Here is a 25,575-nt window from a genome sequence, read left to right as displayed (position 1 = left end):
CACTCACAGCCGAGGGCACAGATCTTGACGGCCTCTTGACACGCACGCAGGCAATATTTATGCCGCGCGGTCAGACGTCTTTGACCGGCTCGATCCCGAGGTCCTGATAAGTCACCAGCGCTACGAACGGGACTCCGCGTGCGGCGAAGCGTTTGGTGGCAACGTCGCCGCGGTCCACCATCGGAATCACGCCGGTGACGACGGCGCCCGCCGCCGTCACCCGGTCATAGGCCTTCTCCGTCGAGCCACCGGTGCTGATCACATCGTCGACGAGCAGCACGCGCATCCCTGGTTCGATTCGGGTGCCCTCGATCCACTGTTCGCGGCCGCGCTGCTTCTGCTCCTTGCGTACCGAGAACCAGGCCTTGCCGGTGACCATCGCAATCCCGAGCGCGAGCGGGTCCGCGCCCATGGTGAGTCCGCCGACGGCGTCGAACTCGATGCCGTTTCGGTCGGCGAGGTCGGCCATCGCACGGCTGACGACTGCCAGCCGCTCTCCGGTGTCGACGGCGAACTTGCCGTCGATGTAGTCGTGGGACAGTTGGCCGCTGGCCAACTTGAACGGTTCCTCGCGATGCTCATAGCCGCGTGTTCGGATGAGATCGAAGGCCGCTTGCCAGGTGTCCGGGCGGTCGGTGACAGACATATCCAGAGCCTATTTCAGGCCTGCCGAGCGCGATGCGTCAACTCGACGGTGGCCGAACGCAATTCGTCGATCGAGTCGATGGCACTGGCGTAACCGATGCGGGTGTAGGCCACGCCGCGTCCAGTGACGACCCGCAGGTCCAGCCCGTAGCGGTCGGCGCCGGTGCAGGTGGCCGCGGTGGTGTCCGGGTATCCGCCGAATGCCTGCGCCATGGCGACCAGCGCGTCGGCGTGGTCGTTGTTCAGATGCGTGATCGCCCCCTCGGCGTGCGGCGAAACGGGATCGGGCGCCGCGGCGGCGTAGTCCGCGCCGGTGGCCGAATCCATCCGCCCGTATCCGCCGACCCAGCGGACCCGTTGCACGCGCAGCACCCACAACGAGAAGTCGCTGTAATCGATGTAGTACTTCGCGGCGGCGACGGCGGACAGGTGCGCCTCACGGGCCGCACCGCGTTCCTCGCCGGTTGGTGCCTCGACGACGCCTGCCAGCGTGACGCGGCCGCTGGCCAGCGGATCGGATTCGCGCTGCGGCGCCACGATCGCAATGCTGGCCCGCGGGTCCGCGGCGAGGTTGCGGCCGTGCTCGGCAAGATTGGACACGCACAGCACCGGCGCGCCGCCGAGCAGTCCATAGGTGACAAACGACGCCCACGGATCACCTTCTGCGGTCAACGTCGCCAGCGTGCCTGTATTCGTCGACGCGGCGATCGTGCGAGCCTCTTCGGCCGCCGACGGTCGAATCGAATTAGCGACAGCGGAAAGCGGGGGAGGGACCGAGGGCGCATCGCCGGGGTCCCCGTGATCACGGGACGCCACGTCGGCACGATACCCAACGGCACGGTCGTCGCGTCAGCTCCGGCCAATTGACGCGCGCCGCCAACAATTCTTGAATTCGGCGACAAATTTCGCATCTACCAAAAGAGGTAAATGTGCGAGAATAACACCACTTATGGTCTTGGCAGACAACGATTCTCATCGGGGGTGAGCACCGTGGCACATCCGGCTATGCGAATGTTCGCAGGTGCTGGCGTGCTGAGCACGTGTCTGTTCATGAATGGTGGAATCGCTTTCGCGGACACCGGCGATGCGGCGGGTGCTGCACCCGATGCCGCCGCTGCCACCAGCAAATCTGACGACAACAATTCCAGCTCGGGCGCGGCCGGTGCCAGCAATCCCGACCCACCGAGCAGCACGGTCGGAAATGGCCGGGACGACGTCGACATAAAGACCGGAGAAGACGACAAAAAGAATAACGGCGTACCGTCCGCGACAAAGAAATTCAAGGGATCGTGGACCATTCCCATCCTGCGCATCCCCAAGCAAGACGAGCTACCGGCGCGTGGGTCGCCAAATCCGGGGCTTTTCTACCCAACGCTGGTGATACCGGTGCCGACTCTCGGCGAGTTGTTCGCCGCGATGCAGCCGCAGCCGCCGACCCCCGCGCCTGGCCCCACCTTCAAGACGCAGGAAGAGGCGCCGCCGGTTGCGGACTCCGGGGGTGGTGCCGTCGACAAGTCGTCGGTGGGTGTGGCGGCCGAGCCGCCGGTGCTGCACGCGCCGTTGGTGATCGCGCCGCTGCCCATCCCGATCCGTGGCGCGGCCCCGCCCGTCGCTCCGCCTGGCACGACGAACGGAGAGGGCCCCGCACAAGTCGTCGCCGCCGCCACAGGAGCCAGGGCGCCTGCGATCCGCGGCTCAGTGCAGCCGACGACCGCATGGCAGCCGGCGACTGAACCCCGCACGCCGTCGATGGCGGTGACGAGCGGGCAGCCAACCCGGGTGGGCTACCCGCGCTATCTACGCGAGCCGACGCCAGGGGAGCTTGCGCTGATCGCATTGCCGGGCGTCGCTGGACTGCTGATGCTCACCGTGTCCGGCGGGTTCATCGGCTACCGGCAGGCCAACAGCGCACGCCTGCTCCGCACGCAGAGCGCTGCGCGCTTCCTCCGCTGAGCGATTCTTACGCGCAGCGACGCTAGCCGCCGAGTGCGGCGATCAGATCCTTGATCCGGCTGGTCTCTTCTTCGGTGGCGGGTTCCTCCGCCTCGACCGCCTCGATGAGGTCCTTGCGCAGCCCGACACCGTTTGCCGCTTCCTTCGTCGACAGCTTGGCGCGGCCGCGCGCGACGTACAGCCGCTGTCCCAACGTCGCACCCGGCCCGTGCGCGGCGGTCTCCATCAACTCGTCGTAACGGTGCCGCACACCGCTGAGCGCGACGATCACCGACGGGGTGACCCTGCTGCGCCCTGCCGCCTCAGATAACGAACCCGAAAGTTTGCGGAGGCCGGCGAGGATGATGCCTGCGCGGTGCGGGTACTCGGGGTCGTGCGCATCTGGAAGCGCGTCGATTGCGGCGGAATACATGTGCATCGCCGCGTCGGCCATGCCGACAATTACTGGGGCTTCACCATCATTGGGCGTCGAATCAGCCACGGCCACTCGATTCTTAAGTCGTACGCAAACGCCAGTGATGGCCAGATCGCCACGCTGACGGATCTAGGACGCCGAAACCGTAACCCGACTTGATTGTGGTTTCAACTGGTGCCCCGGGAGCGGTTCAGTTTCGTCAGACTTGGGTAGGTTTGAAGGCTGATGGACCCAAGCAGCGTGGTACACGATCCTGCCGAAGGCAGCCATGTCGAGGACGGCGTGGTTGAGCATCCAACCGCCGAAGACTTCGGGCACGCGCGCGCCCTGCCGGAGGACCGCACGTGGTTCAAGCGCGCGGTGTTCTACGAAGTGTTGGTGCGGGCGTTCTACGACTCGAACTCCGACGGTTCGGGTGATCTACGCGGGCTGTGCGAACAGCTCGACTACCTGAAGTGGCTTGGCGTCGACTGTCTTTGGCTGCCGCCGTTTTACGACTCGCCGTTGCGCGACGGCGGGTATGACATCCGCGACTTCTACAAGGTGCTGCCCGAATTCGGCACGGTGGACGATTTCGTCGAGTTGCTCGACGCGGCGCACCGCCGCGGCATTCGCGTCATCACCGACCTCGTGATGAACCACACCTCCGACTCGCACGCGTGGTTCCAGGAGTCGCGCCGGGATCCCGACGGACCGTACGGCGACTACTACGTCTGGAGCGACACCAGCGACAAATACAGCGACGCGCGGATCATCTTCGTCGACACCGAGGAGTCGAACTGGACGTTCGATCCGGTGCGACGGCAGTTCTACTGGCACCGCTTCTTCAGCCATCAGCCCGACCTCAACTACGACAACCCCGAAGTCCAGAACGCGATGCTCGACGTGCTGAGGTTCTGGCTCGACCTCGGCATCGACGGCTTCCGGCTGGACGCGGTGCCCTACCTGTTCGAGCGGGAGGGCACCAACTGCGAGAACCTGCCCGAGACGCACGCGTTCCTCAAGCACTGCCGCAAGGTCATTGACGACGAGTTCCCCGGCAGGGTGCTGCTGGCCGAGGCCAACCAGTGGCCAGCGGACGTTGTCGAGTACTTCGGCAACCCCGACACCGGCGGCGATGAATGCCACATGGCGTTCCACTTCCCGCTGATGCCACGCATTTTCATGGCGGTGCGCCGGGAGTCGCGCTTCCCGATTTCCGAGATCCTGGCCAATACCCCCGACATCCCGGACATGGCACAGTGGGGCATCTTCCTGCGCAACCACGACGAGCTGACGCTCGAGATGGTCACCGACGAAGAGCGCGACTACATGTACGCCGAGTACGCCAAGGATCCGCGGATGAAGGCCAATGTCGGCATCCGCCGCCGACTGGCGCCGCTGCTGGAGAACGACCGCAATCAGATCGAGTTGTTCACCGCGCTGCTGTTGTCGTTGCCCGGTTCGCCGGTGCTGTATTACGGCGACGAGATCGGCATGGGCGACATCATCTGGCTCGGCGACCGCGACGGTGTGCGCACGCCGATGCAGTGGACGCCTGACCGCAACGCAGGGTTCTCGACCGCCACGCCCGGTCGGCTGTACCTGCCGCCGAACCAGGACGCGATCTACGGCTATCAGGCCGTCAATGTCGAGGCGCAGCGCGACAGTTCGAACTCGTTGTTGAACTGGACTCGGACCATGCTCGCGGTGCGCGGACGCCACGATGCATTCGCGATCGGCACGTTCCGCGAATTGGGTGGGTCCAACCCATCGGTGTTGACGTTCGTGCGAGAGATCGACGAGGACAACCACAAAGACACCGTGTTGTGCGTGAACAATTTGTCGAGATTCCCGCAGCCCATCGAGATGAACCTGCAGAACTGGAATGGGTATACCCCGGTAGAGATGACCGGGTACGTTGAGTTCCCCCGCATCGGCCAGCTGCCTTACCTGCTGACCCTGCCTGGCCACGGTTTCTACTGGTTCCAGCTGCGGCCGCCAGAACCTGGAGAGCAGCAATGAACCTGCCGTTCGACGTATGGATCATCCAGCAACGCTGGTATGCCGGCCGGAATCGCCAACTGACGTCCGCGCAGCCCGGCGTCGTGGTGTCGCTGCGAGACGACCTTGAGTTGGTGCTGCTCGACGTCGCCTACACCGAGGGGCCGGCCGAGCGGTACCAGGTGATCGTTCGTTGGGACTTCGGAGCCGCGGAGGCGGCGACAGACAGCGGAAGCCCGATCTCCGAATATCTCTCCGTCGCGACGATCGGGTCGGATGACGATCGCACCGCCTACGACGCGCTGTACAACCCGGCGGACGCGAAATACCTACTGTCGCTCGTTGATTCGTCGGCCACGGTCGGTGACGTGCGATTCGTCGAGGAGCCCGGCGTCACCCTGCCGGTGGACGCCGCGCCGCGAGTGGCCAGCGCCGAGCAATCGAACACCAGCGTGATCTTCGAAGAGAAAGCCGTGTTCAAGGTGTTCCGGCGGATCACGCCGGGCATCAATCCGGATATCGAACTGAATCGGGTATTGGCCCGTGCGGGCAACGAGCATGTGGCGCGGCTGCTGGGGTCTTATGAGACGACGCTCGACGGCCAGCCGTATGCGCTTGGCATGGTCACCGAGTTCGCCGCCAACTCCGCTGAAGGTTGGGACATGGCGACGGCAAGTACCCGTGACCTGTTCGCCGAGGGCGACCTCTATGCCGACGAGGTGGGCGGCGATTTCGCCGGAGAGTCCTACCGGCTCGGCGAGGCCGTCGCGTCCGTGCACGCAACGCTTGCCGAAGAACTCGGCACGTCGACGATCCTGTTCCCGGCCGACACCGTGCTGGAGCGGCTGTCCGCAGCGGCCGCGGCGGTGCCAGAACTGCAGGAGTACGTGTCGTTGATCGAGGAGCGCTACGGCAAGCTGGCTGAGGAGACGATCACCGTCCAGCGCGTGCACGGCGACCTACACCTCGGCCAGGTGCTGCGTACCCCCGAGCGGTGGCTGCTGATCGACTTCGAGGGCGAACCGGGCCAGCCGCTCGATGAGCGTCGCAGGCCCGACTCCCCGCTGCGCGACGTGGCGGGCGTGCTGCGGTCCTTCGAATACGCCGCCTACCAACGTCTGATGGAACAGTCCGGCGATGGGGAACGCGATCGCCAGTTGGCCGCGCGGGCCCGGGAATGGGTGGACCGCAACGCCGCGTCGTTCTGCGAGGGCTACGCCGAAGTCAGCGGCGCCGACCCACGCGACTCCCGGCACCTGCTCGAGGCCTACGAACTCGACAAGGCGGTGTACGAGGCTGCCTACGAGGCGCGGCACCGGCCGAGCTGGCTGCCGATCCCGCTGAAGTCGATCGCCCGGATCGCCGGCTAGCAGAGCATGCCGAGAGCGACTGACATCGACTGATGTGTGCGCTATTTCCCTGCTGAAAGCAACAAAACCACGCGCGTAGTGGGGTGCCGGCGCAGCATGGCAATTATGACAGACGTTAATTATTGCGTAGTTGGGGCGGGATTCGCTGGGCTCGCGGCCGCATTGCGGCTCAAGCAGTCCGGCGAATCGGTGGCGCTGCTGGAGGCCAGGGATCGGGTCGGTGGCCGGACATTTACCGAGGTCAGGGACGATGGCGTGTGGATTGACCACGGCGGCGCCTGGATCGGGCCGGGGCAGGACCGGATCAAGGCGGTGATGAGCGAGTACGGCGTACGGAGTTACAAGCAGTACCTCGACGGCAAAGCCATGATGATCATCGACGGTCGGCAATATCGCTACTCGGGCACTATTCCGTGGTCATTGAGTCCGTGGGCGTCGGCCAACCTCGGCGCCGTGTTCTTAGAACTCGGGCAGATGTCGAAGTCGATCCCGCTCGAGGCGCCGTGGGAAGCGAAGCACGCGGAGAAGTGGGACCAGATCACGCTGGCCAAGTGGTTGAGCTCCAACACGGTGTCCAAGGCAGCGCACGACCTGCTCGAGACAGCGCTGGCCGGCTGCTACACATCGGCCGCCTCGGAGGTCTCGATGCTATTCGCGCTGTACCAGATGGCCTCGGGGGGCGGGCCCGGCTTTCTGCTCGGCGTCAAAGACGGGGCGCAGGATTCCCGAATCATCGGCGGCATGGGTGCGGTGTATCGGCCGATGGCCGCCGAGATCGGTGACTCGCTGCACCTGTTACAGCCGGTGCGCCGCATTGATCAGGACGCCGACGGTGTGACCGTCCGATCCGACGAGATGACCGTCCGGGCACGCAGGGTCATCGTCGCGGTGCCGATTGCGATTGCCAGCCAAATCATTTATGAGCCAATGCTTCCCGTCGATCGGTCCTTCCTGCATCAGCGCATGCCGAGCGGGGCGATCTACAAGATCAACATCGTCTACGACGAGCCGTTCTGGCGCCACGACGGGTTGTCCGGTCAGTCGGCGGCTCCCGGCTCGCCTGCGACGGTCACCATCGACGCGTCGACTGACGCGGAGCGTCCAGGCGTCCTGTGCGTGATCGTCGAGGGCCCGATAGCGCGGCAGATCGGAACCCTCGATGCGGACGACCGCAGGCGAACGATCCTGGCCGAGCTCGTCGGGCGCTTCGGCGACAAGGCCGCGTCGCCCGTGGACTACATCGAGCAATGCTGGACGACCGAGCGCTACTCCGGGGGCGGCATGCTCAGCCACGCCCCTCCCGGCGTGCTGACCGAGTTCGGACACGCGTTGCGCACACCGTGCGGTCGAATTCACTGGGCGGGCACCGAGAGTTCGGCGGTCATGTGCGGATGGGTCGACGGCGCAGTCCGTTCGGGTGAACGCGCCGCGACCGAGGTCATGCAACGGGAAACAGTCGCGGTGGGTTGAACGTCTGGCGTAACGATCGATGCCCGGCGCGACACCACCGGGTATGACTGTCAAAGAGATTCACATCGACGAAATCGGCGGCCTGGCTGCCCGTTACGGCCTGGTCATAGTGATCGCAGCGTTTGGGCTGCTGAAGTTCACCAACTACGAAGCCGGGGGGATCGAGCCCCTGGTTTCCGAAAGCCCATTCATGAGCTGGCTGTACGGAATCTTTTCGGTGTACACGTTTTCGGTCCTGCTCGGGGTGTTCGAACTCACTGCGGCGGTGCTGATCGCCGTCAAGCCGTGGTGGCCGAAGGCGTCGGTGTTCGGCAGTGCGCTCGCCGTCCTGCTGTTCGTTGCGACCATCAGCTTCCTGTTCACCACGCCGGGGGCCTTCGACGCCTCGGTCAGCTATCCAGCGCCGTCGCTGACCACTGGATTCTTGTTCAAGGACGTCGCGCTGCTTGGCATTTCGGTGTGGACGATAACGGATGCGCTAACCGCAACCCGCAGGAGTCTCGCCGGGTCCTCACAGGTTCACGCAACCTAGCGATGCGTGACTGGATGGTGTGAGTTCACCACCACTTTTGGACGGCCCAGAGACGCAAGCACCGCCCGCTGACGACGCAGACCGGCCGCGGCCCACCCGAGCGACCGCGATCACGTGGGACCGGGTGGGCCTCGCCGTGTTGTTGGTCGGCACAGCGGTCATCTACCTGTGGAACATCACCATCAACGGGATGGGCAACCAGTTCTATGCCGCTGCGGCGCAAGCGGGTTCGAAGAATTGGGAAGCGTTGCTGTTCGGCTCGCTCGACCCGCACAACTTCATCACCGTCGACAAACCTCCCGTCTCACAATGGGTGATGGGACTGTCCGGCCAGATATTCGGCTTCAGCAGCGCGAGCATGATGATCCCGCAGGCGTTGATGGCGGTCGCCTCCGTCGCCTTGTTGTACGCCGCGGTGACTCGCATCAGCGGCCCCCGCGTCGGGTTGCTTGCGGGCGCAGTGCTGGCGCTGACGCCGGTGGCCGCGTTGATGTTTCGGTTCAACAACCCCGACGCGGTGATGGTGCTGCTGATGACCGCTGCGGCGTACTGCACCGTGCGCGCCGTGCAACAGGCGAGCCCGAAGTGGTTGGCATGGGCGGCGGTGGCACTGGGATTCGCATTCCTGGCCAAGATGCTCGAAGGGCTGATGGTGGCCCCGGCACTCGCCGCTGCCTACCTGATCGCGGCGCCGACGACGTTGCGTGCCCGGCTGCGACACATCGGCGTGGCAGCGGTCGCATTCGTCATGTCGGCGGGCTGGTTCGTGGTGCTGACGCTGCTGTGGCCTGCATCCTCGCGGCCGTATATCGCAGGCTCGACCGACAACAACTTCATGAATCTGGTGTTGGGCTACAACGGTTTTGCCCGCGTGCTCGGAAAGAATCACATGGACTTCGGTACGCCCGACAACGTCGTTGGTACCTCGGCGGGTGCGCAACTGCACAACGGTGGACATGGCGGCTTCGCATTCGGCAATCAATCCCAGGGGTTGCCGCGGTTGGTCAGCGGCGAATTCGGTTTCGAGATCGGCTGGCTGGTGCCCGCGGCGTTGTTGGCGACCGTTATGGTCGTGCTCTCCCGCGGACGTGCCCCGCGAACGGATCTGACCCGGGCCGCCGCGATTGTGTTCGGCGGCTGGCTGATCGTGGACGGGCTGGTACTGAGCTTCATGCACGGCACGATCCACGCGTACTACTGCCTGTCGATCGCCCCTCCCGTGGCAGCGATGTTCGCCATCGGTGTGCATGAGCTCTGGCAGCGGCGAGAAAAGTGGTTGTACCGAGCCGGTTTGGCTGTGCTGCTTGGCGGGACGGGCGCGTGGGCATGGGTCGTCCTCGGCCGGAACGCAAGCTGGCTGCCCGCCCTGCGCTGGACGATCCTGGCGCTGGCAGTCCTCGCGGTGGTCGCGCTGCTCGTCCCGTGGACTTACCGGGCCGATCGGCGCTTTGCCTTCGGCGCGTTGGGCATTGGATTGGTCGCGGCGCTCGCCGGTCCGGCCGTCTATGCGGTCGTCACGATCGGTCAGCCGCATGAAGGCGGCGGACCATCGGTCGGGCCCGCCGACGCGTCGCGGCAGGGTCACTTTGGCTTCGGCCAGAACAAGGACAACCCTGCCCTCGACACGATGCTGAAGAACACCAACACCGAATGGTCGGCCGCGATCAGCCGCTCGTCGAGTGCCGCTGGCCTCGAATTGTCCACGGACACAGCGGTGATGGCGATCGGCGGCTTCTCCGGAACTGACCCGGTACCGACGCTGAGCGAGTTCAAGACCGACGTCGCGCAGCACAAGGTGGCGTACTACGTCGTCGTGAACGACCACGGCCACGGACCCGGCTGGGGCAACAGCCGTGGTCACGCCGACATTGCGAAATGGGTCGCGGCGACGTTTGAATCGACGTCGGTTGGGGATGCGACGGTGTATGACCTATCGACACCGAAGTGAGTTAGCGCACCAGCCGTCGCAACAACGCCGAGGCCATTGCGATGCCCGCGACCGCCGCGACTACCAGCACAGCGACGTCGAGCCAACCGTTCGTCGGCGTGCCGATCAGCAGTCCGCGCAGCGCGTTGACTTCATAGCTGAGCGGGTTGACCGCCGACAGCCAGCGCAGCCATTGCGGCATCACGTCGACCGGGTACAGCGCGTTCGACGCGAAGAACAACGGCATGGTGATGGCCTGCCCGATGCCCATCAGCCGGTCCCTGTTTTGCACCAGCCCGGCCAGCGTCATCGAGAGGCAGGCGAAAAACGCCGCTCCGAGCATCACAACGCCCATTGCGCCAAGGATTTTCAGCGGATTGACGGTCATGTGCACGCCGAGGAGATACGCCAACGCCAGCACGCCGATGACTTGCACCACCGACCGCACACCCGCCGCGAAGGACTTACCGGTGATCAGCGCCGACGACGGGGCCGGTGTCACCATCAACTTCGCGAGGATGCCCGCATCGCGGTCCCAGATGATTTGGATGCCGTAGAAGATCGAAATGAAAAGCGCCGACTGCGCGATGATGCCCGGCGCCAGGAACGCCAGGTAAGGCACATGGCCGGTGTCGATGACGCGCAGCCGGGAAAATGTCTGCCCGAAGATCAGCAGCCACAGCGCGGGCTGCACCATCCTGGTGAGCAATTCGGTGCGATCGTGCCGCAACTTCTGCAGTTCTACGATCGCGAAAGCGCCCATCCGCATGGCCATTCCGCGGACCCGGCGCCAGCCGTGCGGCGCGCGTACGATCCGAACGTCTGGGCCTTCTAGGTTCTGCTCAACTGACACGACGCGCCGTCCTCCTGCTGTTGCGGACCGCGCGCAACCCGGCCTGCGACGTATCCTCGCCCAGATCCGAACCCGCGTAGTGCCGGAAGACGTCCTCCAGCGTCGTTTCCGGAACCTCGTCGGCGGCGACATCTGCCTGAGCGGAGACGGCTCGCTTCAACTCTGCAGGCGACCCGATGGCCTGCAATCGACCGTGATGCATCAGCGCCACCCGGTCACACAGTGCGTCGGCCTCGGCCATGTAATGGGTGGTGAGCAGCACTGTCATGCCGTACTCCTGCTGCATGCGGCCCACCTGGGCCCAAACACTGTCGCGCGCAATGGGATCCAGGCCGACCGTCGGCTCGTCGAGAATCAGCAGCGACGGCCGGTTGACCAACGCCTGCGCCAACTCCAGCCTTCGCACCATGCCGCCGGAGTACGTCGCCGCCAGGCCGTCGGCGACGTCGAGCAGCTGCATCGCACCCAGTGCCTCGTCGACGCGATCGGCCCGCTGGCGGTGCGGCACGTCGTAGAGTCGCGCGAACAGCTCGACGTTCTGCCTGCCCGTCAACGCCGACTCAATCGAAAGCTGTTGCGGCACATAGCCGATGTTGTGCCTGATGTCCATGGTGTGGCTTCGCGAGTCAAGGCTGAAGATGGCTACCTGGCCACTCTGCACCGGGGTCAGGGTGGTCAGCACGCGCACCACCGTCGTCTTTCCTGCACCGTTGGGGCCGAGCAGGCCGACAGTCTCTCCGCACCGCACCTGCAGGCTGAAGTCCTCGACAGCGGTGAAATTGCCGTAGCGGTGAGTCAGGTGCGCACAATCGATCGCAAGAGTCATGGTTGCCTCTCGTGCAGCATGCGGGTCATCTCGGCGAGTACCTCCAATCCGCGCTCCAGGCTGTCGAGCTGCGCGGGATCCAACTGATCGAGCACCTCCGCTAGCGCGGCGCGGCGCGCTGCCCTCGACTCGTCGGCGATGCGTTGTGCAGGTTCGGTGAGCCGCAGCCGGCCCACCCTGCGGTCGTCGGCGTCAACGGTGCGGATGAGCAACCCGTCGGCCGCCAGCTTGGACACCAGCGTCGAGGCGGTGTTGGGCACCAAGGCCAGCTCGGTGGCGGCCTCCCGCACGGAGATACCCGGTTGGCGGCCGACCAAGCGCAGCATCTCGGCCTGCGATTGCGTCACCCCGGTGGTGTCGAATCCGCTGCCGGTCGACCGTCGCAGTTGCCGCCGGAACCGGCCCACCACGTTGAACAGCTGGGCGATCAGATCGGTGCGGGTGTCCATCGTCCGATGTTACCTCTGTTACAGAGGCATTTTCTTGGTGGGCGGAAAGGGACATACTCCAGTTAGGCGAAAGGGGGAGGCAGCATCGACGCGGAGCAATCGCCGCCGGAATGGCCGGCAGCGGGAAGTTTCAGATACCACGCCCAGGAGGACCGTTGGGAGTGGTCCGACGAGGTGGCCGCGATGCACGGCTATCAACCGGGGACCGTCAACCCGACGACCGAACTCGTGCTGTCGCACAAACATCCCGACGACAAGCCGACGGTGGCACAGCTGATCGATCAGGTCCGGCGCCTCGGCATCCCGTTCTCCAGCAGGCACCGCATCATCGACACGGCAGGCAACGTCCACGTGGTCGTCGTGGTCGGCGACCGGTGGACCGACGGCGACGGCGAGGTGATCGGCACGACGGGCTTCTACGTCGATGTCACCGAAGACTTCGACGCCGACGTGCAGCGCTCGCTCAACGATGTGGTGGCGACGATCGCTGCGCGCAGGGCCACGATCAACCAGGCCATCGGCATGCTGATGCTGGCCTATGGGGTGACCGCCGAGAAGGGGTTCGCCATGCTGGCCCAGCGCTCACAACAGACGAACGTCAAGCTGCGCGAGCTGGCCGCTCAGTTCGTCAAGGAGGCGGCCGGCGCACCGTTGCAGGACACGGCGCGCATCGACGAGATCCTGGCCACCGTCCACGAGCGCCTGCCCCACTAGGGCGTGACGGCGTCCGGCGATTCGGGAAGCACTTGACCGCCATCGACGGTTATTGCCTGGCCCGTGATGTAGCCGGCTTCGTCGCTGGCGAGAAACGCCGCCGCGTAACCGATGTCCTCGGGGGTGCCGAGCGCACCGGCGGGGATCGCTCGCGCCATGCCCGCCAGGTAGTCGTCGCCGAGGTCGGCGAGACCTTCGGTGAGGATGTTGCCCGGCAGCACTGCGTTCACGGTGATCTTGTGCGGAGCCAGTTCGATGGCGGCAGTGCGCATGAAACCCAACTGTGCGGCCTTGGAGGCGCCGTAGTGCGACCAGCCGGGTAGACCGGTGATCGGCCCGGTGATCGACGACGTCAGCACCACCCGGCCGCGGCCCGATGCGATCAGCGCATCGAGGCAGGCCTGCACGCTGTAGACGGTGCCCTTCACATTGATGTCGAGCACCTCGGCGAGCTGGGCGGGGGTCATCGAGTGCAGCGGAGCGTCCGGGAAGATGCCCGCGTTGGCGCACAACACGTCCAGCCCGCCGAAGGCCTCCACCGCCTCCGCTGCCATCGCGGCACAGGAATCGGGGTCGGACACGTCCACCGTGACGCCGATGACCTTGCCTGTGCCAAGGCCGTCGAGGGCGGCGACCGCCGAATCGAGGTCGGCACGCGAACGCGCCCCGACCGCGACGTGCGCGCCCGCCGTTGCGAACACCGACGCGATGCCGCGGCCGATTCCCTTGCTGCCGCCGGTGACCAGAACCGACTTGCCTGCCACTGAGAACATGCCGATCAGTGTCGGCTATCGACGCCGGCTCCGCAGGGCGGACAATCAAGTCCATGGCCTCTTATTCACTCAATGCGGCCGCGGTGGCCAAGGCGCGCTCGCTCATCGATGGTCGCCAATTCGTTCTCGACAGCGACTGGGGTGAGGTGCAGCCGCGCGCAGACGCGCAAAACGATTTCCTGCAGTCGCATTCCTGGGACGAGTACGCCGAATGGCATCTGGGTTTGACCGAGGGCGCGAATGACGAGACGAAGGCGCGATATGCGTTCGTGTACGGGGATTTTCGCCGAATCCACCGCACCGGCCTGATCGCGTGTGTGTACCGGGCATCGGAGTGGCGGCACAAAGACATCGAGCTCGCGGCGCATGACCTGCTGCAGTACCTCGACAAGAAGACGGGTCTGGAGCCGACGACCTAGGGCCGCAGCATGAAATCCAGAAACGCGTCCTGCAGCTCGGGCGGCGCGGCGGGGGCTGAATCCGTTGAGTGCAACGACCCGACACCCGCCGAGAACACCACGAACGCGCGCAGCGCGGCGTCTGGTGCAGCGAATTCACAGTCGATGAACGCCTGCCTGATAGCGCGCAACAAGCGCGCGTCGCTCTGTTGAACGCTGGCCAGTACTGCGGCGTCGGTCAGCGCCCACACCCGCATCGCGCGCTCGAGCTGCCATTGCTGCGGGTTGAGCCACGTCTGGATCATCACCGTCAGGCGTTGCCGAGGTTCGACATCGGGCATGTGCTCGAAATGCCTGCGGCTGCGGTCGTGCAGGCTGGCCCACGCCTCGATCAGCGCGCCGCGGTATGCCGCGAAGTCGGTGAAATGCCAGTAGAAACTGCCCTTGGTCACTTCCAGCCGCGCGCACAGCCGGTCAATCCGCAACGTGCTCGGACCGCTGTCGGCAAGGACAGCAAATCCGGCCTCGATCCAGTCGTCGGCCGTGAGCCGACGACCAGAATCGCGCGGCCGCGCCATGGTGGGCAGCATACGGCGATCGACCGGCGGCACTGTTGACACCGTGGGAAATTACGCATCGGAGGGTGCTGGCAACCGTGACCGCCAGGTAGGGCGCCGCCGCTCTTCGGCTCCTACTTCCGGCCCGCCCGGCCGGCGGCGTCAGCGAGATCTTCGAGAAAATCCCGAGTGCCAAAGCGGCGGCCACGGTTGCTGCAGCGCTTAACCGTACCATACGGCCTGGTATGGACGCGGGAACCTCGATTTGCAAGCGGCCTGCCGCGCAACACTTCTGAACAACGCCGGGCTCTTTCAGTGCCTGGCTTCCTCGGGCAACATGGGGCCATGGCCAGTGACGCCTTCGACGACAACCCGCTGGAGCCCGACGAGCAGCTCGACTCCGACGAGATCCGCAATGACGACGGTGACGAGGTCGTCGACCCGCCCGATGAGTGGATTGAGGCCAAGGACAACGAAACGCTCGACGAGCGACTTGCCGAGGAGATTCCCGACAACGACGGCTATGCGCAAGATGACGACGAAGCGCCGCGCGACGCCCATGACTCCGAGGCGGGCGGAGGGCTGGTGTTGGTCAGTAACTACGACATCGACCACATCGACACCGAACGGCACGGCCGTGAGGACGGCCAGATCGACGGCGCCCCGGAGGACGGGGAGTCGTTCTACGACGTTGTCGAGTGAGCTTCTTGGCGTTTAGCGATCGGGCTAGTGGGCAACCGCTCAACCGTGGATAGCGTTGACCCGGAATTTCCCGACTCGCCCAACGACACCGGCGGAGTGGACGACACGCTGCGCCCCGCGGAGGCGCTCGACGCAGACGACGTCCGCAACGACGATGGTGACGAGGTCGTTGACCCGCCCGAGCACTGGGCCGCGGCCGACCATATCGCCGAGGAACCCGACGGTGAATCGCTCGACGAGAAGTTGGCCGCCGAGGAACCCGAGCCGTCGGCGCAGCCGTTAGATGAGGGCGTGGCGATGGATCGGATCGATCCCGAGGACCACGGAACCGACCAGGGACAGGTCAGCGGCACCCCCGAGGACGGAGATTCGTTCTTCCCGGTCGTCGAGTGAGCTAATCCGTCGCGGCCTGCAGCACCATCAACGCGCGCGCGTCGACGGCCACCTTCGCACCCGCGGTCACCGTCTTGGCCTCCTCGGCGATCGTGGTGTCCGCGGTGTAGATCACCGGCACCCATGAAGCAGCGAATTCTGTTGGTGGCAAGGTGAATTCGATGGGCTCGTAGTGGGCGTTGAAGTACAGCAGGAACGAGTCGTCGGTGACGCGTTGGCCGCGTACGTCGAGGTCGGGAATGCCCTGGCCGTTGAGGAAAACCGCGACCGACTTCGCGAAGCCCGATTCCCAGTCCTCGCCGGTCATTTCGGAGCCGTCGGGTGCGAACCATGCGATGTCGGGCAGGCTCCCGTCGCCGCGACGGCCGACTGGCTTGCCGCTGAAGAACCGTCTGCGCCGGAACACCGGGTGCGCGGTGCGCAGTGCCGACACCGCGCGGGTGAACTCGATCAGCTCGGTGTCTGCCGTGGCCCAGTCGATCCATGACAGCTCGTTGTCCTGGCAGTAGACGTTGTTGTTGCCCTGCTGGGTACGGCCGAGTTCGTCGCCGTGCGCGAGCATCGGCACACCTTGGGAAAGCAGAAGGGTGGCAAGGAAATTGCGTTGCTGGCGGGCCCGCAGCGCATTGACGTCCTTGTCGTCGGTCGGGCCTTCCACCCCGCAGTTCCAGGACCTGTTATGGCTCTCGCCGTCGCGATTGTCCTCTTTGTTGGCCGCGTTGTGTTTTTCGTTGTAGGACACCAGGTCCCGCAGGGTGAAGCCGTCATGTGCGACGACGAAGTTGATCGACGCGACGGGGCGGCGGCCGGTGTGCTCGTACAGGTCGGCCGATCCGGTCAGCCGGTAGGCGAACTCGTCGAGGGTGGCGGGCTCGCCGCGCCAGTAGTCGCGCACGGTGTCGCGGTACTTGCCGTTCCACTCCGTCCACTGTGGCGGGAAGTTGCCCACCTGATAGCCGCCGGGGCCGACGTCCCACGGTTCGGCGATCAGTTTGACCTGGCTGACCGTCGGATCCTGTTGCACGAGTTCAAAGAACGCGCTCAGCCGGTCCACATCGTAGAACTCGCGCGCCAGCGTGGCCGCCAGGTCGAATCGGAAGCCATCGACATGCATCTCGGTCACCCAGTACCGCAGCGAGTCCATGATCAGCTGAAGCGAATGCGGATGGCCGACGTTGAGGCTGTTGCCGGTGCCCGTGTAGTCCATGTAGTACCGCTTGTCGTCATCGACCAGTCGGTAGTACGCGGCGTTGTCGATGCCGCGCATCGACAGTGTCGGGCCAAGATGGTTTCCCTCGGCGGTGTGGTTGTAGACCACGTCGAGGATCACTTCGATGTCGGCCTCGTGCAGCGCCCGCACCATGGCCTTGAACTCCTGCACCTGTCCGCCGGGGTTCGGACTCGAGCTGTACTTTGCGTCAGGCGCAAGGAATCCGATGGTGTTGTAGCCCCAGTAGTTGGACAGCCCCTTCTCGACCAGCGTCGAGTCGTTGACGAAGTGGTGCACCGGCATTAACTCGATCGCGTTGACACCCAACGACTTCAGGTGCTCGATGATCACCGGATGTGCGACGGCGGCGTAGGTGCCGCGGATGTTCTCGGGAATGTCGGGATGGGTTTGGCTCAGCCCCTTGACGTGTGCCTCGTAGATGACGGTGTCGGCGTACTCGTGCTGCGGCGGCCGATCGACACCCCAGTCGAAGTACGGATTGATCACCACCGCCTTCGGCATGCTCGCCGCCGAATCGTCGTCGTTGCGGCTGTCGGGGTCGCCGAAGTTGTAGCCGAACAGTGACTGGTTCCACTCGAAGGTGCCGTCGATCGCCTTCGCATACGGGTCGATCAGCAACTTGTTCGGGTTGCAGCGCTGGCCGGCGGCGGGGTCGTAGGGCCCGTACACCCGGTAGCCGTAGCGCTGGCCGGGCTCGATGTTCGGAATGAAGCCGTGCCAGACGAAGCCGTCGACCTCGGGCAGCGTCACGCGCGTCTCGTCGCCGTTGTCGAACAGGCACAGTTCGACCTTTTCAGCGGCCTCGCTGTACACCGCGAAGTTCGTTCCCGAACCGTCGTAGGTGGCGCCGAGCGGGTACGCCTTGCCTGGCCAGATTTCCAGCGACGGGGCCGCAGATTGCTCGGCTTTCGGGGTGGCGGGGGGCAAGGTGCACGCTCCAGACGGGTACAGACGGGACGAGAAAACGGACCAGAGCGACAATACGGGGCACCGGCGGCCCGATCTCGCCCAACGGAGGTACCCAATGTCCAGCCAAGCCAACCCGCCCGGGTACCGCACTTTGCTGTTCGACGTCGACCGCGGCGTGGCCACGATCACGCTGAATCGGCCACAGCAACGCAACGCGATCGGCGACGGGATGCGCGACGAGCTGGCCGACGCCTACCGCGCGTGCGACGCCGACGACTCGGTGCGGGTGATCGTGCTGACCGGCACTCCGCCCGCGTTCTGCGCGGGGGCGGATCTCGCGGGCGGTGAGCGAACCTTCGCCGAACCCGGACCGGGCTTTTCCGCGGCGGGTATCGATGTGCCGGCGTGGTCGCTGGCCAAGCCGGTGATCGCCGCGGTCAACGGACACGCGATCGGGCTGGGCCTGACGTTGGCGCTGCAGTGCGATATCCGGTTCTTCGCCGCCGATGCGCGCTATGGCGTCGTGCAGGTGCGGCGGGGGGTCATCGGCGACGCCTACTCGCACTGGGTGCTGCCGCGGTTGGTCGGGATCGCCAACGCGGCCGAAATCCTGTTGACCGGAGCAACTTTCGACGGGCATCGGGCGGTGCAGCTGGGTCTTGGCAGCCGGGTGCTCGACGCCGCTGAGGTCCTTCCTGCGGCTCAGGCGCTGGCACTGGACATCGCGACGAACACCGCGCCGAGGTCGGTGGCCGCCAGCAAGCGGCTGTTGTGGGATTCGTTCGACCTTGATCGTGAGGCTGTCGGCGTCCGCGAAACCGAAATCCACCTAGCCCTCATGGGCCACGACGACGCCATGGAAGGGGTGCGCGCGCACATGGACCGTCGCCCGCCGCGATGGACCGGCGTCCCGCGCGACCCGACGATCTAAGCCACCTCGACACCGACCGCCCGCAGCTCCTCGACGGCCTTCTTGGTGGTGTCCGGTGCGACGCCCGCGGTGAGGTCGAGCAGCACCCGCGTGGAAAACCCCGCCTCAGCCGCGTCGGCGGCGGTGGCGCGCACGCAATAGTCGGTGGCGATGCCGACGACGTCCACCTCGTCGACGCCGCGCTCTCGCAGCCAGTCCGCCAGCGTTATACCGGACTCATCGGTGCCCTCGAAGCCGCTGTAGGCCGCCGAGTAGTGGCCCTTCTTGAAAACCGCCTCGACGGCGGCAGGGTTGAAGTCGCGATGGAAGTCCGCACCAGAGGTGCCGACCACGCAATGCGGTGGCCAGGATGCCGCATAGTCGGGTTTCTCGGCGAAGTGCTCACCGGGGTCGATGTGGAAGTCCTTGGTCGCCACGACGTGGGCGTAGCCGGGATCGCCGGCAAGCAACTCGGAGATCCCGCGCGCGACGGTGGATCCGCCTGTGACCGCCAGTGAGCCGCCCTCACAGAAGTCGTTCTGAACGTCGACGATGATCAGCGCCCGCATGTGACCTACGTTAAGAGCCCCGCCCCGCCGCGTCGACCCGGTGATGGGCAGTGAGCAACAAATGGTCGAAGGTGGCCCGCGGAGGCAACGTCTCCTCGTACGTCAGCTCCGCGAAGTCGGCCAGCAGCTGCTCGGCCAGGATGCGCAGCTTGACCTTCGTCTCCTGGGAGCGCCAGTTCAACAGATCGAACGCGGCGTCGGCGTCGATTCGGTACACCACCATCAGCATGCCCTTGACCTGTTCGATGGCCGCCCGGTTTTCGGTGATCTCGGCCACCGCAGCCGATACCAGTTGCGCGGTGATGGCATCCGTCGGCGTCACGTCCACGTAGAAGCCGTGGCTGCCGATCAGCTCCCCACCCTCGTCGTAGAGCTGGTCGCCGATCACGACGACGGAGTGCACATTGCCGGCTGTGTCGATGATCCGGTGCCGGGTCGAAAACGTGCGATGCGTGTGACGCACCTCGTCGAGCGTGGCCGCGACCTGTTGATAGTCGTCCGGGTGCTTGTGCGACAACACCAGTTCCGTCGTGGGCGTCACCGTGCCCGGTTCGTAGCCGTGCATCAACCGCACCTGATCCGACCACTCCCAGCGCTCGTCGTCGAAGTAGAAGCGGAACCAACCCACGCGCTGAGGGGAGCCACCGGCCAACGCCTGCTCCAGGTGATCGCTGCCCGGCACGGACGTCACCCTACCCGCCGAACAGCAGGTAGAGCCCGGTAAACGTGTAGCCGACCATCACCAGCATCATCGCCAGTTGCCCCGTCAGCTGATGGCCGGTGGGCAGCAACCGCAGCGCCCTGTCGTGCGCGGCGATCACCGCCGCGATGTGACCGGCGACCACACCCGCAACCTTGGTGCTGGCCAGCACCGACGGATGCATCGACAGCACGTAGTGCACCTGCGCGTCGAGACTGAACAGTTGAATCACGGTCTGTTGGCCGCGTTCGACGAGGTACGTCAGATAGTGGGCGAACACATAGCCGATGACGATCGGGATCAGCGAATGCGCCATCAGGCCGGGCAATTCGCGGCGACGCCGCGCGTCGACACCGCCCGTCGCGCGCGCCGCGAGCCAGAACGTGCCGGCGACCACACCGGCGAACACCAGCAGGCCCGCGGTGCGGAACAGCGTCGCCGTAAGGGCCGAATGCGCGTGGTCGTCGACGAAGCCGCGCCACTGGGGAGAAGCCGAAAAGCTGTCGAACGCAGTCGATCCCAGCAACACGGCGAGCACCGCGACAGTGCCGGGGCGCACCGGCAGCGACAGCAGGTGGTCGAACGGGTTGCCGATTGCGATGCGGCCGTCATTGTTGCGGCGAAACAGCGACAGCCGCGACGCCACCACGCTGTACACCTCGAACGGATCGGCGCGCGCACACCAGCGTTGACCGCAGATCAGCGCACCGGCCAACGTCACGGCGACATAGCTGACCAACCAAATCTTGATTGCGCCAAGGGATCCCGGGTCGGGGCTGGCGAGCTCGAGCCAGACGAACGCGAACAGGCCGGCCGCCGCAGGCCAGTAGCCCGCCCGATCGGGATAGCGCAGACCCAGTGACCGCCGGCGCATCAGCCGGTGCACGGTGCGCACGGGCGAGATCGCCCGCCATACTGGTCCAATCGCTAACGACAGCGCCACCAGCCCGACCCACAGCAACACGTAGAACACGCCTGGCAGTGGGTTGTCCGAGTCCTGCGGGCCGAACCAGCCCGCGATCGCCACCCATGCCCCGAACACCAGCGCCGCGATCGCGACGGCCCAGCGGGTGGTGGGCGCGTCCACGAGCGTCGTCACCCAAAGCGGCAGCAGACGGCCCTGTTTTTCGGGGTCGAACCGGGGCCGCCGCCAGGCGAGCGCGACCACAGCGAACGTGAACGTCAACGCCCATGCCGCACCAATGAGCGCGTAGCTCAACGGGATTGGAAGATCGGTCGAGCCGCCAAGGCCGTGGGCCAATACCGCGGTAGACCGATCCGTGATCACTGCACCTGAATGGTTGCGATGGTCTTGTTCAGCTTGTGCAGCTCTATATCGACCTTGCCGGGCACATCAACGGTGAACTGGAAACTCTGCATCGGCTTGGCCTCGACGTTGAACTTGTGCTCCGGTGTGGAGTGCACATGGAGCTCGTCGGCGGCGTCGCTGTTGACGCGCACGATGATCTGCTCCTTGACGGCCGCCTGTAATTGCTGATTGGTCGGCGTGACGGTACCGCCCTTGATGTCGACATCGATTTCGAGCCGGGCCGGAGGCGCCTGCTCGTTCGACATGTCCGACGGGCCGACGGTCGACGGCTGACTGCTCGGTTGAGCGCTACCCGTGGCGTTGTTTGAGCTGGTGGATCCGCCGCATCCGGCGGTGATGAGCGCAGCGGCCGTCACGATCACAAGGGTCCTGGAAGTTGTCATGGTGAACCATCCTGGCCTGAGGCATCCGATTTCTCACGTTGAGGGTCCTCACCTTTGCGGCGGTCCCGCACCGCCACATAGATCACCACGCCGGCGACGGCTATCGCCGGCGCGAACGCAGGTATCGCGAGCAGCAACCCGTGATGGGCGAGTATCTCGACGTGCGGTTGTCCGGTCACGCCTGCGCCGTCGGTTGAAGCTCGACCTCGCTGCCCGAGCCCTCGGTGCGGTTGATTCGCCCCGCGCCCCAGCTGAGTCCACCCAGCATGACGAGAGTGCAGAACAGCACGACCACGCAACCGACTGTCCACAGCACCGCCGGTGTCTCGGGGTTGCGCTCGCGCTGCAGGATCGTGATCTCGGCAACGAACGGCCGTGTGAACGAGGCCTCTGCAGGAACTTCTTTCGCGCCGATGCCCGGATCACCGGCGAGGTAGATCGGCACTGCAGTCAACGTTTTTCCATCGTGCAGCCGCAGCAGCGTCTTCCAGGTACCCCACACCGGAACGGGTTCGGTGCTGCGGTAGTGCCCTGGGCCGACCTTCTCGAGGTTGTCTATCACGCGGCCACGCTCATTGTTCAGATGACCCTGCCAGGCGAGGATCGCTACCCAGTTTGGATTCTCGCTGATGAAGTTCGGCGGATTGATCTGGGCGTCGACGTTCACCATGCGCTGGCCCTGGGGGGCCGGCGCATCAGCGAGAGTGACTGTGGCCGTGACGTTTTCCGGGACGTGGTAGCGCAACCCAGTGGCTGTCGCACCGCCTAGCGCCAGGATGGTCAACACCACGAGGCCGATGCTGATCGCACGCGAAGGCAGCCGTTGTGACGTGACGACCAGGCCGAACATCGCACCACAGCAACCGGTCAGGACGGCAACTGGGATGGCCATGGCCAATGCTTCAGGCCAGATGCTGGTGGGCCACGCGAAGTAGTACACACTGTCGATCCACAACGATTCCAGCCAGAGCCCAACCGTCGCGACCGCCAGGCCGCTTACCGCGCCGAAGACAACGGGCCGTTTGTAAAGCGGTGTCAGCCCGACCAATTCGACGACGATCGCCGATCCGAGATACAGCGCAAACCAGTTGATCGGCGCGCCGAGAATCGGGCCGACGACGAGCGCGACGCCGCCGCGCAGCACGATCGCCAACAGGGCGGCGAGGATTGCCGCGCCGCGACCCAACATGATGCGGGCAGCCACCAATGCGAACGCGCCCGCCGCAGCGATGAGCATCGGCTGGAACACCTGGCGGAATTGCGGTACACCGAAATCGAATTCGATTTGATAAACCGACAAACCGACGAGGATGCCGCCGAAGCCGAGGTACTGGACGAACTTGATGCCGATGCCGCCCGTCGGCGCATCATCGCCCATGGCCCGCAGACCCTCATGGTTGAGCAGCACCGCTGATAGCGTGGAGAAGCCGGCGCCGCCGATCATCATCAGGTGGGTCGGTCCCCACAGCGTCACGTCCTGGCCGAAGATGCGGTGCCAGACGTCATCGAGGGGGAAACCGAGCAACGCATACAGGCCGCAGCCGGCCATCAGGATGCCGCCGACGGGGGCATACCAATCCCTGGTGATGCGGACGGCGGATGGACCCGGCTTCTCGTACGGCAGCACACACGCCATGCAGCCGGCGATGAACAACAGGAACAGCCCGAACAGGATGAAGTAATGCGCGGGGTTGGCCAGCGGGCCCGGGTCGCGGCCCTTGCCGATGTGCAGGCTGACATCCCAGATGAAGCCGAACAGCGCGCAGATCAGGGTCGCGATGAACAGCGCCATCGGCAATGCCACCCACGGCGGGCGTTTGAACTTGCGGCCCGCCCACTCGGCGAGGTTGTTGAGCCACGTGATGCGCCGCTGCCGGTGCAGGTAGCCGATCCACAGCAGCCCCGCGGTGACCACCAGCGCGGCCACCGACATGCCGATCACTTGGTCGAGTGCCGCACCCCCGCCCTCACTGCCTTGGGCAAGCACCGAAAGAGGCTCTGAGCTGGTTGAATACCCCATTATCATTCCCACCCGCTGAGTGTCGTTGGACGAACTGACTCGTGAGTAATGTTGCCAGAAGCTCCCCAGTCGAAACCAGGGGTATCAGGTAGCCACGACCTTGAACGTCTTCAAGGTCGTGTCGGCCGCGTCCGGCACGTTCATCCCGGCATCAAGCCCGGAGCGCAGGTAGTCGATCACGGCGTCGTTGAGCCGCTCGCCTGGCACCACCGCCGGGATGCCGGGCGGATATGGCGTGATCTGTTCGGCGCAGATCCGTCCGCTGGCCTTCTCGGCGGGGACAGCCTCAACCGCGCCGAAGAACGCGTCTCTCGGCAATAGGACGTTCTCGAGTTCGATCTCCTTCGGTGACGGCAGCCGGATCGGCGGCGGTGAATCGAAGTCATTGGCCGCCTTGCGCCACGCCCACAGCGCATCGAGCAGTCGCTCACTGGTTGCCTTGTCGTCGGCGAACGACATGGTGGCCAGCAGCCTGCGGTGGTCGCTCATGCCGAGGTCGATCTGCTTGTGCTCACGCAGCCAATCGGCGGCCTGATAGCCCGACGTCCCCGTCGCCGATACGTCCATCAAGACCTGGAGACGATCCAGGTCGTGGGAGGCTTCTGTGCCGAGTAGTTCGTCGTCGAGCACCTCGACGTCGGGGATCAGCTCGATGTCGTCGCGCAACCCGCGCACCAATTCCAGTGCATTGCCGAGTAATTCGCGACCATGCTCGACCATCTGCCGGCGCCACCCATCGAGCGCCGCGTACACCATCACGTTCGGGCTGGTTGTCATCAGAAGGTCCGCACACGCCGACAATCGGTCCTTGTCGACCAGATCGCCCTGCGCGTGGAACACCGAGCCCTGCTCGAAGCCAGCACCCATCTTGTGCACGCTGACCACGCAGACGTCGGCACCCGCGTCCATCGCCCACGTCGGCAGGTCCTCGTGGAAGGGCAGGTGCGCACCCCAAGCCTCGTCGACGATCAACGGCTTGCCCCGGTCGTGACAAATCTCTGCTATCGCGGCCAGATCGGTGCACGTGCCGTACGAGCTGGGGCTGACGACCAGCGCGCCCGACGCATCTGGGAACCGGTCCAACGCGTCGCGGTAGTCCTGCGGTGACGGCGGATGCGACAGGTGCCGCTCTTCGTCCCACCGTGGCGTGATCCAGCGCGCCTGCACACCGGAGAAGATGAGGCCTGCCACGACCGACTTGTGGCTGTCACGAGGGACGAGAAGGCTGCCATTCCCGCCGGCGACCGCCATCATGGCCGCCTTGACGGACAGCGAGCTGCCACACGTCGAGAAGAAGGCGAGTTCGGCGCCGACGGCCTCGGCCATCAGGTCTTCGGCGTGTTTCAAATACTTGTTGCGGGTCTTCCGGTCGTCCAGACCCCCGCTGGCGAGTACGTCATCGTGGAACGGATCGTGACCAAGTACGGCCAGCACACGGTCGTCAGTGCCGCGACCCTGCCGGTGTCCCGGCGGCGTGTACCCGTATCGGTTGCTCTTGCGGTAGTCGACAAGGCCATCGAGGATCGGCGCTTCGGATTGATCCATGGTCGGCGGAGTACCCGC

Annotated in this window: 27 protein-coding genes; 11 read left to right on the top strand and 16 right to left on the bottom strand. The window is 65.3% G+C overall.

Annotated elements, in window-relative coordinates; all coding sequences use genetic code 11:
• Positions 1-70: 70 nt before the first annotated feature.
• Together pyrE and MYCSM_RS30475 are read right to left on the bottom strand one after the other, a co-directional pair.
• Positions 71-646 carry an orotate phosphoribosyltransferase gene (gene pyrE / locus MYCSM_RS30480; RefSeq protein WP_015310041.1) on the bottom strand — a complete coding sequence of 192 codons (576 nt, stop codon included), beginning with the start codon at positions 644-646 and terminating at the stop codon, positions 71-73.
• 14 nt (positions 647-660) lie between these two features.
• Positions 661-1,461, bottom strand: coding sequence for a HugZ family pyridoxamine 5'-phosphate oxidase (locus tag MYCSM_RS30475; RefSeq protein WP_015310040.1), 801 nt, complete (start codon positions 1,459-1,461; stop codon positions 661-663).
• A gap of 174 nt (positions 1,462-1,635) precedes the next feature.
• On the opposite strand from MYCSM_RS30475, the gene MYCSM_RS30470 reads away from it, so the two are divergent.
• Entirely contained in the window at positions 1,636-2,598 is a 963-nt protein-coding gene (locus MYCSM_RS30470) for a hypothetical protein (RefSeq protein ID WP_157681423.1), read from the top strand.
• 22 nt (positions 2,599-2,620) lie between these two features.
• On the opposite strand, the gene MYCSM_RS30465 is transcribed toward MYCSM_RS30470, so the two are convergent.
• Complete coding sequence (locus tag MYCSM_RS30465) at positions 2,621-3,010, bottom strand: hypothetical protein (RefSeq protein WP_041315317.1); 390 nt, start codon at positions 3,008-3,010, stop codon at positions 2,621-2,623.
• Positions 3,011-3,238: 228 nt separating this feature from the next.
• Here MYCSM_RS30465 and treS point away from each other — a divergent pair, with 228 nt between their 5' ends.
• From treS to MYCSM_RS30440, 5 genes are all read left to right on the top strand, one after another.
• A complete protein-coding gene (gene treS / locus MYCSM_RS30460) occupies positions 3,239-5,017 on the top strand; it encodes a maltose alpha-D-glucosyltransferase (RefSeq protein WP_015310037.1) in 1,779 nt (592 codons plus the stop codon).
• Positions 5,014-6,366 carry a maltokinase N-terminal cap-like domain-containing protein gene (locus tag MYCSM_RS30455; RefSeq protein ID WP_015310036.1) on the top strand — a complete coding sequence of 451 codons (1,353 nt, stop codon included), beginning with the start codon at positions 5,014-5,016 and terminating at the stop codon, positions 6,364-6,366. The genes treS and MYCSM_RS30455 overlap by 4 nt, the downstream gene beginning before the upstream one ends.
• Positions 6,367-6,471: 105 nt before the next feature.
• Positions 6,472-7,836: a flavin monoamine oxidase family protein gene (locus tag MYCSM_RS30450; protein ID WP_041312874.1), complete on the top strand. Its 1,365-nt coding sequence runs from the start codon at positions 6,472-6,474 to the stop codon at positions 7,834-7,836.
• A 43-nt stretch (positions 7,837-7,879) separates the two neighbouring features.
• Positions 7,880-8,368 (top strand): YkgB family protein, encoded by a 489-nt coding sequence (locus MYCSM_RS30445; protein ID WP_041312872.1) that lies wholly within the window; start codon positions 7,880-7,882, stop codon positions 8,366-8,368.
• Positions 8,369-8,387: 19 nt separating this feature from the next.
• Entirely contained in the window at positions 8,388-10,316 is a 1,929-nt protein-coding gene (locus MYCSM_RS30440) for an ArnT family glycosyltransferase (RefSeq protein WP_015310033.1), read from the top strand.
• A 1-nt stretch (position 10,317) separates the two neighbouring features.
• Here the strand turns inward: MYCSM_RS30440 and MYCSM_RS30435 are convergent, their stop codons facing one another.
• The 3 genes from MYCSM_RS30435 to MYCSM_RS30425 form a co-directional block, all read right to left on the bottom strand.
• Positions 10,318-11,070, bottom strand: coding sequence for an ABC transporter permease (locus MYCSM_RS30435; protein WP_041312870.1), 753 nt, complete (start codon positions 11,068-11,070; stop codon positions 10,318-10,320).
• 67 nt (positions 11,071-11,137) lie between these two features.
• On the bottom strand, positions 11,138-11,974 hold the full coding sequence (locus MYCSM_RS30430; protein WP_015310031.1) for an ATP-binding cassette domain-containing protein: 837 nt from the start codon (positions 11,972-11,974) through the stop codon (positions 11,138-11,140).
• A complete protein-coding gene (locus MYCSM_RS30425) occupies positions 11,971-12,423 on the bottom strand; it encodes a MarR family winged helix-turn-helix transcriptional regulator (RefSeq protein ID WP_015310030.1) in 453 nt (150 codons plus the stop codon). The genes MYCSM_RS30430 and MYCSM_RS30425 overlap by 4 nt, the downstream gene beginning before the upstream one ends.
• Positions 12,424-12,507: 84 nt before the next feature.
• Between MYCSM_RS30425 and MYCSM_RS30420 the strand changes: the two genes are divergently transcribed.
• Entirely contained in the window at positions 12,508-13,137 is a 630-nt protein-coding gene (locus MYCSM_RS30420) for a PAS and ANTAR domain-containing protein (RefSeq protein ID WP_015310029.1), read from the top strand.
• On the opposite strand, the gene fabG is transcribed toward MYCSM_RS30420, so the two are convergent.
• Positions 13,134-13,910, bottom strand: a complete 777-nt coding sequence (fabG, locus tag MYCSM_RS30415; RefSeq protein WP_015310028.1) for a 3-oxoacyl-ACP reductase FabG — start codon at positions 13,908-13,910, stop codon at positions 13,134-13,136. The genes MYCSM_RS30420 and fabG overlap by 4 nt on opposite strands.
• 53 nt (positions 13,911-13,963) lie before the next feature.
• On the opposite strand from fabG, the gene MYCSM_RS30410 reads away from it, so the two are divergent.
• The gene (locus MYCSM_RS30410; RefSeq protein WP_015310027.1) at positions 13,964-14,329 is read left to right on the top strand and encodes a hypothetical protein; all 366 of its coding nucleotides are present in this window, start codon (positions 13,964-13,966) and stop codon (positions 14,327-14,329) included.
• Here the strand turns inward: MYCSM_RS30410 and MYCSM_RS30405 are convergent.
• Entirely contained in the window at positions 14,326-14,886 is a 561-nt protein-coding gene (locus MYCSM_RS30405) for a TetR/AcrR family transcriptional regulator (protein WP_041315314.1), read from the bottom strand. The two genes, MYCSM_RS30410 and MYCSM_RS30405, sit on opposite strands and share 4 nt — an antisense overlap.
• 324 nt (positions 14,887-15,210) lie before the next feature.
• Between MYCSM_RS30405 and MYCSM_RS30400 the strand changes: the two genes are divergently transcribed.
• Together MYCSM_RS30400 and MYCSM_RS30395 are read left to right on the top strand one after the other, a co-directional pair.
• Entirely contained in the window at positions 15,211-15,567 is a 357-nt protein-coding gene (locus MYCSM_RS30400; RefSeq protein ID WP_015310025.1) for a hypothetical protein, read from the top strand.
• Between the two features lie 45 nt (positions 15,568-15,612).
• Positions 15,613-15,960, top strand: a complete 348-nt coding sequence (locus tag MYCSM_RS30395; RefSeq protein WP_083906441.1) for a hypothetical protein — start codon at positions 15,613-15,615, stop codon at positions 15,958-15,960.
• A 1-nt stretch (position 15,961) separates the two neighbouring features.
• Here the strand turns inward: MYCSM_RS30395 and glgX are convergent, their stop codons facing one another.
• The gene (glgX, locus tag MYCSM_RS30390; protein WP_015310023.1) at positions 15,962-18,118 is read right to left on the bottom strand and encodes a glycogen debranching protein GlgX; all 2,157 of its coding nucleotides are present in this window, start codon (positions 18,116-18,118) and stop codon (positions 15,962-15,964) included.
• A 97-nt stretch (positions 18,119-18,215) separates the two neighbouring features.
• On the opposite strand from glgX, the gene MYCSM_RS30385 reads away from it, so the two are divergent.
• Positions 18,216-19,031, top strand: coding sequence for an enoyl-CoA hydratase/isomerase family protein (locus tag MYCSM_RS30385; RefSeq protein ID WP_015310022.1), 816 nt, complete (start codon positions 18,216-18,218; stop codon positions 19,029-19,031).
• On the opposite strand, the gene MYCSM_RS30380 is transcribed toward MYCSM_RS30385, so the two are convergent.
• From MYCSM_RS30380 to MYCSM_RS30350, 7 genes are all read right to left on the bottom strand, one after another.
• Positions 19,028-19,579, bottom strand: a complete 552-nt coding sequence (locus tag MYCSM_RS30380; protein ID WP_015310021.1) for an isochorismatase family protein — start codon at positions 19,577-19,579, stop codon at positions 19,028-19,030. The genes MYCSM_RS30385 and MYCSM_RS30380 overlap by 4 nt on opposite strands.
• Positions 19,580-19,589: 10 nt before the next feature.
• Positions 19,590-20,261, bottom strand: a complete 672-nt coding sequence (locus tag MYCSM_RS30375) for a PAS and ANTAR domain-containing protein (RefSeq protein WP_015310020.1) — start codon at positions 20,259-20,261, stop codon at positions 19,590-19,592.
• Positions 20,262-20,271: 10 nt separating this feature from the next.
• The gene (locus MYCSM_RS30370; protein WP_041315308.1) at positions 20,272-21,564 is read right to left on the bottom strand and encodes a hypothetical protein; all 1,293 of its coding nucleotides are present in this window, start codon (positions 21,562-21,564) and stop codon (positions 20,272-20,274) included.
• Positions 21,564-21,992, bottom strand: a complete 429-nt coding sequence (locus MYCSM_RS30365) for a hypothetical protein (protein WP_015310018.1) — start codon at positions 21,990-21,992, stop codon at positions 21,564-21,566. Before MYCSM_RS30365 ends, MYCSM_RS30370 begins: the two co-directional genes overlap by 1 nt.
• Positions 21,989-22,171, bottom strand: coding sequence for a hypothetical protein (locus MYCSM_RS30360; RefSeq protein WP_015310017.1), 183 nt, complete (start codon positions 22,169-22,171; stop codon positions 21,989-21,991). Before MYCSM_RS30360 ends, MYCSM_RS30365 begins: the two co-directional genes overlap by 4 nt.
• Positions 22,168-24,012, bottom strand: a complete 1,845-nt coding sequence (locus MYCSM_RS30355; RefSeq protein ID WP_015310016.1) for a hypothetical protein — start codon at positions 24,010-24,012, stop codon at positions 22,168-22,170. The genes MYCSM_RS30360 and MYCSM_RS30355 overlap by 4 nt, the downstream gene beginning before the upstream one ends.
• 84 nt (positions 24,013-24,096) lie before the next feature.
• Entirely contained in the window at positions 24,097-25,557 is a 1,461-nt protein-coding gene (locus tag MYCSM_RS30350) for an aminotransferase class I/II-fold pyridoxal phosphate-dependent enzyme (protein ID WP_015310015.1), read from the bottom strand.
• Between the last annotated feature and the right edge of the window lie 18 nt (positions 25,558-25,575).

It is taken from the genome of Mycobacterium sp. JS623 (assembly GCF_000328565.1).
GTDB lineage: Bacteria > Actinomycetota > Actinomycetes > Mycobacteriales > Mycobacteriaceae > Mycobacterium.
Note: the sequence above shows the minus strand (reverse complement) of the source record. Positions and strands in the feature narration are given on the sequence as shown.